Genomic DNA, 12694 nt, shown 5'->3' on the forward strand with positions numbered 1-12694 from the left:
CCCGCGGAGCGGGTACCATATCGCTGCGCGATATGTAAGCGAACACCCGCGCTGCGCGCGGGTGTTGCGCTCCCGCTCCGCGTGAGCGGAGCGGGACGCTGCGCGTCCCGCTCACCGGCCCGGCTGCGCCGGGCCGGTGACGCTCCGTCCGCTGCGCTCCCGGAGCGCGGGGCCTACGGCCCCGAACGGCAACGGGCCTGCGGCCCGGGCAGCGAGGAGCGGGTGCTGGGGGGACAGTTCTACTCGGGCTGGGTCACAGTCAGAGCCCAGCGGACACTGTCACTCGAGGCGTCAACGCCCACAGTGAAAGAACCCCGCTGCATGACCCCGGGGTCCATGGTCACCGAGCCCACACCCGCTCTGGCGGCAGGGCAGTCCACCGAAAACTCAGCCACGCGTGCCCGCTGCGATTCCATCGTCACCGCCACACCGCCTCCGCCTTCACAGGCGACCGTGAGCACGGTCGGCAGCCCCTCCCACGCCCCACCGGACGCGACCCCGCCATCACCCGTCCACTCCGGCACCCACACCAAACCCTCAGGCCCGGGATGAGGAAGAAGACCACCATCCGCCGCAGCCGGCACCGCCCCTGCACCCACCGCACCGAAAGCCGCCAACAACGCCACTGCTACGGTCCTACGCGCACTCATCACGCCTGCCCCTCCCGATGATCTGTCACGACCAAGGCAGTGTGACCCGCGGGAAGACCACCACGCATGAGTACAACGACTCATGACATCCAGAGCACTGTGCGCCACAAACGGCCCCGCCCGAGCAGCAAGGGCACGGAGGGTGAGGGCTTGGCTCACTCAGCAAGCAACTCAGCCGTCACGCGCTGCTGCTTTTCTCTTGGCCCGGCTCGCCACCCACTGCGTCACCATATTGACCACGGCCACGAGAACCGCGAAGACAAGCGCGTCGAGCCACGTTCTGCCTGTAATGGTGCGCCAGACCACCGCGGCCGCCCCGTAGACGGCCACTACAACCGCCCAGCGCACCCACCGTCGAGACCACCACTCGACTGACCGCTCCCGTGTCTGCATGCCACCCGGTTACCCGGGAATCGCGCCGGCAGGGTGACGGGGTTTCAGGCGGGGGCGTGACGGCGGGTGGCCGGCGCCTTGTGCGGGGCAGCGTGGTGCGCGGGCCGGCCGGTCGCGGGGACGGTGAGGCGCCGCAGGGAGAGAGTCGCGGTGGCCAGGAGAACGGTGAAGACGGCCAGGAGGAGGACGGACACCCACATCTGCCGGCTCCCGGGTGTCTGCCAGCCGGTCCAGACTGCGGACCCTGTCCACAGCACCATGGCTGCTGCGGCGAGGAGATGGGGTGGGGGTGTGTACTGTGCCGGCCCCGCTCGGGCCTTCAGTTGAAGGCCCGAGCGGGGCCGGCGGGCAGGGCTCGCAGGGGGCAAGCACCCCGCCCCTGGCAAGGGATCAGCTGTCGCCTCGCATCAGCTCCACGATCACCGTCCACAGAGCACGCGCGCTCAGTGCCACGACGATCCGCTTCGCGAACTCGGCAGCCAGCCGTTCCCGGCGAGGCGACCTACGGTCATCACTCATGTTCATACCCCTTCTGGACCAGGCCCCCGCCCTGCCTGATTGACAGGGCGGGGCGCCCTGACCCCCTGCTCGGGGGCACGAACAACTCCCAACGTAACGGCAGACCTTGGCGCAATGGAACCTCCCGCCGTGTCGGGCCTCAAGGCGCGAAAATCTGGCTCGCTCGAAAGGGAGTATGCGCTCATTCCAGTCAGGTTGGTCCTAGCGCGCATCAATGTGATGCAGCATGTACTGTTGGCAGAGATGTGAGACACACCGTACCCCCGACCCATCACCTCTCAGGAGATGAAGCGCGTGGATTCGACCAGACGGAAGTCTGCTTCATCCTGCCATCCGGCATGGGACGTACTGGTCCCGGCACGTGCCGCCTATCTGGCGTCTGTTTCACCTCACTATGACGAGGTCTTCTGGGATGTCGCACACGGCGTCGAGCGGGCCGGCAGTCTCGGTAAGACGGACATCGCGGCCCTGGTCGTATGGAAGCGGCTCTCCGCTCAGACACCTTGGGTGACGGCTCTCATGTCGCTGCCCGACAGCCGGGTGCGAGCCATCACCGAGCAGGCCGTCGCATTGGTCCAGGACCTCAGTCTCTCTCGCGGCGAGGCAGCTCGGGCGGCGCGCAGTGTCATCTCGGTCCTGCCCGGGTTTGTCAGGGGTGACGCTCTCGCGTCGGCCATCCTGACCGCGGCGGCTCCCAGGCGAATGGCCGTCTACGACCGGCGTGTCCAGCGCGCCGTCGAGGCCCTCGGACTCACCCTCACGGACGATTCGGGCCGCTACGGCCGCTACATGGACCTCCTCGACACCCTCCTCAACCACAGCGGAGGGTGCGCAGACGGTTGGACCGCGCGCGATGTCGACACTGCCTTGTATTGGGCTGGAAAGAATCCTGCGTAAGGGTCAGAAATGCAAGTCGGCTTTTTTGAATAGATAGAGGGAGGGTGCCGGAAGTTTCGGAGAATCATTCTCAAGGAACACCAGGTAGACCAGCGGTCCGCGTTTCGTAGGTGGGTGGGATTCCCTGCAAGGTCATCTGTGCCCCCGCAGGGCGCCCGAGGCACGATTGTGTCAGCGACCGGATCGGGTAAGACGATCATGGCCGCCGCGTGCGCGCTGGAGTCGTTCGCGGACGGCCGGATCCTCGTCATGGTGCCGACTCTGGACCTGCTCGCGCAGACCGCCCAGGCGTGGCGCCTGGTGGGCCACCGGGCGCCGATGGTCGCGGTGTGCTCGCTGGAGAACGACGCGGTCCTCAACTCGCTTGGGGGTGCGCACCACCACCAACGCGATCCAGCTCGCCCTGTGGGCCGGGTACGGGCCGGTGGTCGTGTTCGCCACGTACGCCTCTCTGGTGGACCGTGAGGACGTCGACGCTCCCAAGGGCCGGCTGAAGGTTCGTGGGCCGCTGGAGGCTGCTCTGGCGGGCGGGGAGCGGCTCTACGGCCAGCGCATGGACGGCTTCGACCTCGCCATCGTGGATGAGGCGCACGGAACCGCTGGTGATCTTGGGCGTCCGTGGGCGGCGATCCACGACAACCAGCGGATCCCGGCGGACTTCCGGCTCTACCTGACCGCGACCCCGCGCATCCTCGCCGCGGCCCGCCCGCAGAAGGGCGCGGAGGGCCAGGATGCGGAGATCGCGACCATGGCTGACGACCCGGAGGGCACCTACGGCGCGTGGCTCGCGGAGCTCGGGCTGTCGGAGGCGATCGAGCGGGAGATCCTCGCGGGGTTCGAGATCGACGTCCTGGAGATCCGCGACCCCTCCCCCGTGATCGGCGAGTCCGAGGAAGCCCGGCGGGGCCGGCGCCTGGCGCTCCTGCAGACCGCGCTCCTGGAGCACGCGGCGAAGTGGAACCTCAAGACCGTCATGACGTTCTCCACCAGAAGGTGGAGGAGGCCGCCGCGTTCGCGGAGAGGCTCCCGGAGACGGCTGCCGAGCTGTACGACAACGACGCCTCCGATGAGGACCTGGCCGCCGCCGACGAGCTCCCCGCGTCTTCCATCGACGCGGAGTTCTACGAGCTGGAGGCCGGCCGCCACGTCCCGCCGGACCGGGTGTGGTCGGCGTGACTGTGCGGCGACCACCTCGTGTCCGAGCGGCGCGAGGTCCTGCGCCAGTTCGCCAACGGCATCGACGCGGCCGGGCGCCGGGTCCACCGCGCCTTCCTCGCCAGCGTTCGGGTGCTCGGAGAAGGAGTCGACATCACCGGCGAACGGGGAGTCGACTCGATCTGCTTCGCGGACACCCGCGGCTCCCAGGTGGAAATCGTGCAGAACATCGGCCGGGCGCTCCGCCTCAACAAGGACGGCAGCACGAAGGTGGCCAGGATCATCGTGCCGGTGTTCCTGGAGCCCGGCGAGGACCCGACCGACATGGTCGCCAGTGCCAGCTTCCGCCCCCTTGTAGCGGTCCTCCAGGGCCTGCGCTCGCATGACGAACGACTCGTCGATCAGCTCGCCTCCCGCGCCCTCACCAGCGGCAAGCGCAAGGTCCACGTGAGGCGTGACGAAGAGGGGCGGATCGTCGGGGCCGGCGGGGAGGTCGACGGCGAGGACCAGGAGGACGACGACACGCAGGCCGCCGCCGAAGCGGCCCTGCTCCACTTCTCCAGCCCGCGCGACGCCGCGACCATCGCCGCGTTCCTGCGCACCCGGGTCTACCGGCCGGAGTCGCTGGTGTGGCTGGAGGGTTACCAGGCCCTGATCCGCTGGCGGGCAGAGAACGAGATCACCGGTCTACGCCGTGCCCTACGACGTCGAGGTTGAAGTAGGGGCGACGAAGGCGTTTCCGCTTGGCCGATGGGTGCATCAGCAGCGGAAGGCGCTGCGGGCCGGGGAACTGGAGGACCGGCGCAAGACCCTGCTGGACGCGCCGGAGGCCGGGATGCTCTGGGTGCCGGGCGAGGAAGCGTGGGAGGCCAAGCTCGCCGCGCTGCGGTCCTACCGGCGGGCCATGGGGCACCTCGCGCCGCGTCAGGACGCGGTGTGGGGCGAAGGCGAGGCGATGGTCCCGGTCGGCCAGCACATGGCGAACCTGCGCCGCAAGGGCGGCCTGGGCAAGGACGCGGAGCGGGCCGCCGTGCGCGCGCAGCAGCTGGCCGCGGTCGATGAGGACTGGAACTGCCCGTGGCCGCTGGACTGGCAGCGGCACTACCGGGTCCTAGCGGACCTGGTCGACGCCGACGGCAGTCTGCCCGAGATCCAGCCCGGGGTGCTGTTCGAGGGCGATGACATCGGGCGGTGGCTGGAGCGGCAGAAGAACCCGGGCACCTGGGCGCAGCTCCTCCCCGAGCAGCAGAAGCGGCTAGCGAAGCTGGGCATCAAACCCCTTGAGGCGCCGTCTCCCGCTCCGGTGGCCGCGCGCACGACCAAGGCTCCCGAGCAAGGCGCAGGCGGCGTTCCAGCGGGGCCTGGCGGCCCTCACGCAGTGGGTCGAGCGGGAAGGCGCGGACCGGCCCGTACCTCGCGGGCACAGCGAACAGATCGTGGTTGATGGTGAGGCGGAGCCGGTGGCCGTGAAGCTGGGCGTATGGATTTCGAACACGAAATCCAGGCGGGATCGACTGGACACCGACCAGCTCGCCGCCCTCGCGAAGCTAGGCATGGACTGGGCGTGATACTGCGTGCAGGGGAGTCGGCCAGTGCGGAAGTCTGTGTGCCTGCCTGGGAGCGCCAGACTTATCGTCTCCCTTAGATTCCCGAGGGTAGGACGTGGTTGCGCGTCTGGCCCGCGTCTGGATGAGGAGTGAGCGGTTGAGCAGGGGGGCTTCCTCAATCGGCACGGGTGGGGGCGGCACGATCTATGAGTACCGAGTCGCGGCCCTCGATCTGGTCTCGCTGCTGTGCGGTGTGAGCGTCCCGGGCCTCGACGTGGTACCGGATGCGGTCCGTCTACAGCAGGGCAGCGAGTTCCCACTCGATGACGTTGTCGTCCTTAGCCGTGAGGGCTCTTACCAGTTTGTGGTGGAGCGGCAGGTCAAACGTACGCTGGAGATTGCTCCTAGTACTCCAGCCGGACTTCGGTGTATGTCCTGGTCAACGGCTTGAGGGTGGGGATTCTAGCTGGATGGTGCCGGGTAAGGGGCGGGTTCGCCCGGCCTGTCCCGCGAACGAATGACCACGCCGTGTGTAGTGACTGCGACGGGGACAGCCATCGCACGTGATCGATGACGTATCCGCCTCCGTGTGGGAACAAGAGCTGGAAGAACTCTTCTTGCGGATCGGACACCGCTTCCCCCGCGTCGAGCCCAGACGCCGGATGCGGGACTACGTGCGAGGGCTGCTCGGGCCCGTGGGGCGCAAGAACTCCTGGCAACTGGCCGAGTTCGCCGGGCACCCCACCCCTGACGGGCTGCAGCATCTCCTGGCGAAGAGCCGCTGGGAGGCCGACGGGATACGCGACGATCTGCAGGGATACGTCGCCGAACACCTCGGCACCGACGACGGCATCCTGATCATTGATGACACCGGCTTCGTCAAAAAGGGCACCACCTCCGCCGGGGTGCAACGGCAGTACTCCGGAACCGCCGGCCGCACCGAGAACTGCCAGATCGGCGTCTTCGCCGCCTACGCCACCGCCCGCGGCCACGCTCTCGTCGATCGCGAGCTCTACCTCCCCAAGTCCTGGACCGACGACCCCGAACGCTGCCGCGCAGCCCGCATCCCCGAAAACCGCCCATTCGCGACCAAGAACGAGCTGGCCCGCACCATGGTCCTGCGCGCGCATGCCGGCCCCCTGCCCGTCGCCTGGGTAGCGGCCGATGCCGCCTACGGACAGGACTCCCGCTTCCGGCGCTTTCTGGAGGACGCCGGCCTGTCCTACGTCATGGCCGTGCCCAAGTCCCAGCAGGTCCACGGCCCCCGCATCGACCACCTCATCGGCCAGGCCCCCGCCGAGGCATGGCAGCGGCTCTCCTGCGGCGACGGCGCCAAAGGGCCTCGGCTCTATGACTGGGCTGCAGCCCGCCTGCCGGCGGTCTGGGAGTTCGACGGCGACGAGCCTACCCGGCAACGCTGGATGCTCGCCCGCCGCAGCATCACCAAGCCCGACGAACTCGCCTACTTCCTCGCATCCGCTCCCTTGGACGCCACCGTCGCCGATCTCGTTCAGGTCGCCGGGTGCCGCTGGAAGATCGAGGAGTGCTTCCAGAGCGCGAAGAACGAATGCGGCTTGGACCAGTACGAAGTCCGCCGCTACGTCGGCTGGCACCGGCACGTCACCCTGGCCATGCTCGCCCACGCGTTTCTCGCCGTCACCGCCGCCCAAGAGCGCCAAAAGGGGGAGCCGGTCACGACACACCCGACCTCGTGGACCTCACCCCAGCCGAGATCCGCCGTCTACTGGCAACTACCCGCCAACGTCCTGCTCGGCAGGGCAACCATGCAATGAACTGGTCGAGATGGCGCCGCCGACACCAAGCCCGGGCCCGCCGCTGTCACTACACACGGCGTGGTCATTCGTTCGCGGGACAGGCCGGTCGAACCCGCCCCTCACCCGGTGCCGGCGTACACGCGAACGTTCGGGACGCCTGATCGTGGGCAGCGTCGCTACAGAGCCCAGATGTGGAGGGCCTGGTCGAGTTCCGACACGGTGTACCAGGTGCCGTCTCCGAGAGTGTTGGGCAGGACGGGCACCTCGAAGGGATAGGTGATCTGGTCGATCAGCCGCATGTGAACCGCGTCGACGAGCCAGTGCCCGCCTGTACCGAACTCCTCGTCGCTCTCGACGGTCCCGACGACGATGGTGCTTTCGTCGACGAAGCCGCCCTCGTAGTCGAAGAACACCTGCGCCTCGTCATCTATGGCCTCCTCCTCGAACGCGGGGTGCGGGGGAAGCACGTCCGCGTTCAGTTCGGCCACCACGGAGCCGTCGGCGACCCGGTGAACGGCAAGAACGTCCTGGTCATGGGTCACTGTGAGCAGGCGGTCTCCGCTCGGGCTCACCCCCAGCAGGACGCGGTCCTCGTCCCCGAAGCTGTGGACGATGAGGGCATGACCATCCCAATTCCCCCAGCGCAGAGGTGACCCGTCCTGGCCTTCTCCGATAGTCAGACCCATCTGGCCGGGGTCCGGATGCGGAACGTGGACGGAGCCCGCCGCAGCCGTCCCAGTCTGGGTGCGGGCCAGCACCGCGCCGTCAGCGGCGTCAATGACCAGCCACTCTTCCCCGCGGTCGTGGTCCGGGGCGTCGTGCTCCAGAGGACCGTTGACATGGGCCCACACGGTCGTCCCGTCCGATGAGAAGCCGGCCGAGCCACGGTTGGCATAACGGTGGTCCCTGTCGTCCACGTACTCGGAGAAGTCGGTGTGCCCCGCGCAGCCTGCCCAGCAGCGGTGCCGCATTTCCCACCGTAGGCTTCCCGACTGGTCAACGGCTCGCAGTGCATGCGGTCCGGCGAAGACAACGAGGTCAGCGGCAGGCGACGCTGCGCTCGTGCCGAACCGGCGAGGCCAGGGCGCTGGGAAGGAGACAGTCGAGGCCGTGGCCAGCGGCTGGACTTCCTGGACGATCAGCCCTGTGTCCCCTCGCTGTACGAGGAGCAGCGAATCGGACCGGGACTCCAGATGAGGCGCTGCGTCTGCCCCGGAAAACGGCAGCGGGGCCGCGAGCGTAGTCACGAGGCGAGCAAGGCGAGGCACAGGCGCTCCGAAAGGACTGGGGGACTCATGTTGGGACCCTATGACAGGCCGCTGACCCCCTGCGCTTTCAACCGTCTCCACAGCACTGACGCAGGATGCACGGGCCCGGAGGGACGCGGAAAGTGGGCACGATTCTTCGCGTCTGGGCAGAGAAGGACGTACCCCGACACCCAGCACCACCCCGCTACAATCCCCACCCTCAAGCCGTTGACCAGGACATACACCGAAGTCCGGCTGGAGTACTAGGCACTGTTTCTCGGATCTCCTGACCTGAGCGGGGTGTTGGGGTCAGGCTGGCTTCATGGGTCGTGGGGATCTGACGAACGCGGAATGGGCTCGGTTGGAGTCGTTCTTACCTCCTGGCGGTGCGCGGGGAGGTCGGTGGAGCGATCACCGTCGGGTGATCAACGGAGTGCTCTACCGGGTGCGGACGGGGGTGCAGTGGCGGGATCTGCCGGAACGGTTCGGGCCCTGGGAGACGGTCTATAAGCGGCATCGCCGCTGGTCAGCGGATGGAACGTGGAAGATGCTGCTGTCTCGTATCCAGGCCGCCGAGGATGCTGCGGGCGGGATCGACTGGGACGTGTCGGTGGACTCGACCGCGGTGCGGGCCCATCAGCACGCCGCCGGTGCGAGGAAGGCGTCGTCGGCCCTGGATGCTCAAAAGGGGGAACGCCGGGGGACGAACCAGGTCGATCCGGTGCTGCGGAAACTGGCCGTCCGCCTGGAGGAGGTGGTCAGATCGGCGAATGCCTGGGACGCTCCCGCGGCGGATTCACCACCAAAACCCATCTCGCCGCCGACGGACGATGCCGGCCCCTCGCCTTCGTTCTGACACCGGGACACTACGGTGACGGCCCTCAGCTCGAGCACGTGCTGGAGCAGATCTCCGTACCCCGATCCGGACTGGGACGGCCCCGCACCCGGCCCGACCACGTGCTGGCCGACAAGGCCTACACATCCCGAAGCAACCGGCGCTACCTGCGACGACGCGGAATCCGGCACACCATCCCCGAACGTCTCGACCAGCAAAGGCACCGGCACAACCGAGGATCCCAAGGCGGCCGGCCCACCGGATTCGACCGCGAACACTACAAGAAGCGCAACACCGTCGAACGTGCCATCAACCGACTCAAGGGCTTCCGCGCCGTCGCCACACGCTACGAGAAACGCGCCTACATCTACCTCGGCACCGTCGCCCTCGCAGCCCTCATGGTCTGGCTCCGCACATGATCCGAGAAACAGTGCCTAGTGGCGAGGAACCTCGCCCCTGCCCGCAGCGCTACCGGCTGTGCGGATCATCCAAGTGGCCCTGTTGACACTGAGGCTCCGGAGGGCTGGAGTCGTTGTCTGCTGTGCAACAGTCGCCGCAGGATCGGCCGGCCCAACGTCAAGGCTGCAGAGAATGCGTCCAAGTACCGCTGGGCGGTGCCGGAACCTCCGTATGATCACGGGAAGCTGATGGAGGTTCGTGGAGCGCTGAATCACGCGGTACAGGACCTTGACTACCGGTCTCCCGACGAGGCGTTCCAGCAAGTCGCGGATCTTGTTCATGCGGCGTTCGTCATCGCTAGGGAGCTGTCCCGGCCGCGGAGCACAGGGTGTCAGCGGCATCCTGGCGCACCGATCGACGCAACAGCAGCTGGGGGACCCCAGTGCATGTTCTGCGTGGCTCAGGAGCGCCGACGCCAAGTAGGACCGCCCGCCGTGAACGTTCGTCCCAGTCGTCCTGTTCCTAGCGTGCGCACGCCAGCCAAGCGCCGTTGGAGTGCACCGCCGCCGCCAAACACCCAGCCGACGTAAAGGATCTTGCGTTCATGCCTATGCCCAGCGAGCACCTCGCGACCGCGGAAAGCCTTGGGGCGCGCGCGGTTGAGTGGCTCACAGACGGCCAGCTCGAACTCGCCAGCGCACCGCGACATGGCAACCCTCCACTTGAGTCTGGCCCAAGTGCGGCACGCCATCATCGGCGATACTCCGCCTTCTTCTCGTCCGGCGCCACCCCTGCCGGACTGGTGCGGGACCTGCGAGGGACCGGACCTCAATATGCGCTGGGTCTCTGTTGACGGCCCTGAGGGGAGCGAGTCGATGCGACGCTGCCCTGACTGCAACCCCTACGCGCACGGAACCGAACTGCCTCGGCAAGCTGAGACGGGGCCCTCGTCCGGGCGAGACAATAATGCCCCCGTGATTTCGGGCGACGCCTGATCTGCGACACCAACCTCGCGGAAGGCTACGGGCGTGGGCTGCACGTCACTTACCTGCGAGCTTCGTCAGCCATTACGCAGCCTTGCCAGTCTCAGCAGGCGACAGTAGTCGGTCACGCGGAGGGCACCCTATGCGAGCAGAGCTGCTCTACTGCGTGGGGTTCCGTACGAGCTGGCGCAGGCGTGCCTCAACCTCGTACCGGTTGAGGCGCTTGGTGCGGGCGTAGCGCGTCACTGCGGCCTGAACTTCTTCCGCGGCCTGGCGTCAGGCCTGGCGCTGGATGTCCCGCTCCTGGTGGTCGTCGAACTGTTGGAGCTTGTGGTGGGCGGCGTCGGCGGCCTGCTGCAGCGTGATCAGTTCGGTGGGCAGTCCCGTCGTGGTGTCGGTCGCCTGCGGGGTGGGGGCTTCGCGCTGTTGGAGGTCTGGAGGTGCGGTCTCGAGGTCTGGAGGTGCGGTCTCGGCGGCCGGTGCAGCGGGCTGCACCGGCAGTGCGGTTAGAAGGGGACGGACTGCCAGAGGGACGGCCTGGATGGTCAGGTCCTGTTCGGCGGGCGGGCTGGGGACCGGCTGGCAGGTGGGTCGGTTGCGGCTGGCGCCGGTCGCGGGCGTGGTCTCGCGTTCAGGTGGCAGGCGGGTGTCGTCGCTGTCCAGGTCCGCCAGGCGGTCGCGGTCGGCGCTGGTCACCCAGTAGCGGTGCACGGTTTTTCCGGCGCGGAACTGGATGGGCACGATGGTGCCAGCGGCGGTCTGGCGGACCATGTCATCAAAGAAGACGTCGCGGGGCTTGGCCGTGGCGTGCGCCTTGCCGCAGCACCGGATGCCGCGGGGCAGGGGTAGACGGCGCTGGTGTCGCAGTGCCAGAAGTCGAGAGCGCGGAAGCCGGAGACGATGCGCAGGTCGCCGTTGCGGGCGATGAGGTGAGCGGGGAGGCGGTCGCTGCGGGTCCAGTGGGTGTCGTTGCGCTGGGCGTAGGCGAGACGGTCGGTGTGCCAGGCCGGGATGATGCCGTTCTTGGCGGCTTTGCCAGCGCGGGCGCGGACGCCGCGCAGGCCGCTCTCGTCGATGGTGGAGAGCTGGACTTCCCAGCCGATGCGACGGCCGTCGGCGCCCTCGATGAGGGTGTCGGTCTGGATCCAGGTGCGGCCCACCCGGGTGCGAACCTCGCTGTCGCCGCCGAAGCCGCCCTCGTGCGCGGCGCGCAGGATGCGATCCTGATAGGCCTTGTGCTCGTCGCTCATCGGGGCGGTGTGGCGTTCTTCGTCCTCGCGGCGCTCGTGGACGGCCTCGCGCCGGCCGCCGCGCATCCGCAGGTGCATCGGAGCCTCGACGCCCATGTCGCGGCACACTCCCCCGCACTGCAAGTCCCGTTCGCTGACCGGCACACCGCGGCGACCATAGAAGCGGTCCGTCGCGTAGATCAAGTCCCACAGCCCGGGGAACTCCGGATGGTCAAGGTCATGCCGTGTCAGATCCAGGAGAATCCGGAAGTTCTTGTGCCAGACGACATTCGCCAACACACACCGCCTTCACGTCGCAGGTCGTTGCACCGACGGTAGAACCAGGCACTGACAATGCGGCAGGAGTCGGATCAGCCATAGCAAAACCGACAACCAGACAATGAGACCGCGTGAGCGCTCGAACGGGTGAGCTCCGGCGGTGGCAGCACCCGGCCCGTCCGACCGCGTCCGCACGGACGTCGACGTGGCGCGGGTACCCCTGTTCGGGAAGGACGCCGCCTCATGACGAGCCTGCTCAAGGTGTGGTGGGCTCCGTGGTCGAACCGGCCGCGGGAGCGACCACGGCGGTGAGTTCCTGGCGCAGGTCCAGGTAGCAGCGCAGCCGCACGCCGGACTCTCCCGGGACGCGTGTCGTGCGGTCGGCTGTCGCGGTCGCCCACCGGTCGGCAAGCGCCGTCTGGAAGGCGAGAACGGTGCCGTCGTCCGCGACATCGACCACGATCAGCCCCGGTTCGCTCACGTGTGTCTCATTGATCCGTTCCATGCAGGGCACTACGTCCAGCCGGCAGCGAAGGGTTCCGCTGATTCGCCGTCTTCACCCGAGCGAACTCTTGCGCTGCCCGCCTCTGCGGCCTCGGACTTTTCACCGCGCTGCCGCCCCGGTCCCGACCACCACGCCCAGACAACCGCTGGCCGCCGCGGTCCCCTTCGCGGTCACCGGCCGGCCTGATGGACGGCAGCCGGGAGGGTCAGCAGCATGATGTGGGAGACGTGCTCCTCGTCGGCCGGCCGCCAGTGGCCGACCTGGCGGTAGCCCCACGCGGC

General features: G+C 68.2%; 9 protein-coding genes and 1 pseudogene. 4 read left to right on the forward strand and 6 right to left on the reverse strand.

Annotated features, from left to right (window positions below; all coding sequences use genetic code 11):
- Positions 1–1087 precede the first annotated feature (1087 nt).
- The gene (locus ACH4NX_RS38085; protein WP_398130349.1) at positions 1088–1243 is read right to left on the reverse strand and encodes a hypothetical protein; all 156 of its coding nucleotides are present in this window, start codon (positions 1241–1243) and stop codon (positions 1088–1090) included.
- 190 nt (positions 1244–1433) lie between these two features.
- Complete coding sequence (locus tag ACH4NX_RS38090; RefSeq protein ID WP_398130350.1) at positions 1434–1562, reverse strand: hypothetical protein; 129 nt, start codon at positions 1560–1562, stop codon at positions 1434–1436.
- Positions 1563–1856: 294 nt separating this feature from the next.
- On the opposite strand from ACH4NX_RS38090, the gene ACH4NX_RS38095 reads away from it, so the two are divergent.
- From ACH4NX_RS38095 to ACH4NX_RS38105, 3 genes and pseudogenes are all read left to right on the forward strand, one after another.
- Positions 1857–2459 (forward strand): hypothetical protein, encoded by a 603-nt coding sequence (locus ACH4NX_RS38095; RefSeq protein ID WP_398130351.1) that lies wholly within the window; start codon positions 1857–1859, stop codon positions 2457–2459.
- Positions 2460–2492: 33 nt separating this feature from the next.
- Positions 2493–5182, forward strand: a pseudogene (locus ACH4NX_RS38100) (Helicase associated domain protein).
- A 545-nt stretch (positions 5183–5727) separates the two neighbouring features.
- The gene (locus tag ACH4NX_RS38105; protein ID WP_398130357.1) at positions 5728–6954 is read left to right on the forward strand and encodes an IS701 family transposase; all 1227 of its coding nucleotides are present in this window, start codon (positions 5728–5730) and stop codon (positions 6952–6954) included.
- 158 nt (positions 6955–7112) lie between these two features.
- Here the strand turns inward: ACH4NX_RS38105 and ACH4NX_RS38110 are convergent, their stop codons facing one another.
- Positions 7113–7622 (reverse strand): hypothetical protein, encoded by a 510-nt coding sequence (locus tag ACH4NX_RS38110; RefSeq protein ID WP_398130352.1) that lies wholly within the window; start codon positions 7620–7622, stop codon positions 7113–7115.
- An 883-nt stretch (positions 7623–8505) separates the two neighbouring features.
- Here ACH4NX_RS38110 and ACH4NX_RS38115 point away from each other — a divergent pair.
- Positions 8506–9437 (forward strand): IS5 family transposase gene (locus tag ACH4NX_RS38115; protein WP_398130353.1). Its coding sequence is split into 2 segments (ribosomal slippage): positions 8506–8862 and positions 8865–9437, totalling 930 coding nucleotides; the frame shifts between segments, so codons are not numbered across the junction.
- A 1239-nt stretch (positions 9438–10676) separates the two neighbouring features.
- Here ACH4NX_RS38115 and ACH4NX_RS38120 read toward each other — a convergent pair.
- From ACH4NX_RS38120 to ACH4NX_RS38130, 3 genes are all read right to left on the reverse strand, one after another.
- Complete coding sequence (locus tag ACH4NX_RS38120; RefSeq protein ID WP_398130354.1) at positions 10677–11096, reverse strand: hypothetical protein; 420 nt, start codon at positions 11094–11096, stop codon at positions 10677–10679.
- Positions 11093–11926: a hypothetical protein gene (locus tag ACH4NX_RS38125; RefSeq protein WP_398130355.1), complete on the reverse strand. Its 834-nt coding sequence runs from the start codon at positions 11924–11926 to the stop codon at positions 11093–11095. The genes ACH4NX_RS38120 and ACH4NX_RS38125 overlap by 4 nt, the downstream gene beginning before the upstream one ends.
- Before the next feature lie 238 nt (positions 11927–12164).
- Positions 12165–12389 carry a DUF6207 family protein gene (locus ACH4NX_RS38130; RefSeq protein ID WP_398130356.1) on the reverse strand — a complete coding sequence of 75 codons (225 nt, stop codon included), beginning with the start codon at positions 12387–12389 and terminating at the stop codon, positions 12165–12167.
- Positions 12390–12694 lie beyond the last annotated feature (305 nt).

Origin of the sequence: Streptomyces sp. NPDC017225 (assembly GCF_044331465.1) — a bacterium.
Classification (GTDB): Bacteria; Actinomycetota; Actinomycetes; order Streptomycetales; family Streptomycetaceae; genus Streptomyces.

What these genes read in the sequence shown, in the direction of transcription:
- ACH4NX_RS38085 (WP_398130349.1), bottom strand. Translation starts at nt 1,243, where the DNA reads ATGTGGGTGTCCGTCCTCCTCCTGGCCGTCTTCACCGTTCTCCTGGCC.
- ACH4NX_RS38090 (WP_398130350.1), bottom strand. Translation starts at nt 1,562, where the DNA reads ATGAGTGATGACCGTAGGTCGCCTCGCCGGGAACGGCTGGCTGCCGAG.
- ACH4NX_RS38110 (WP_398130352.1), bottom strand. Translation starts at nt 7,622, where the DNA reads ATGGGTCTGACTATCGGAGAAGGCCAGGACGGGTCACCTCTGCGCTGG.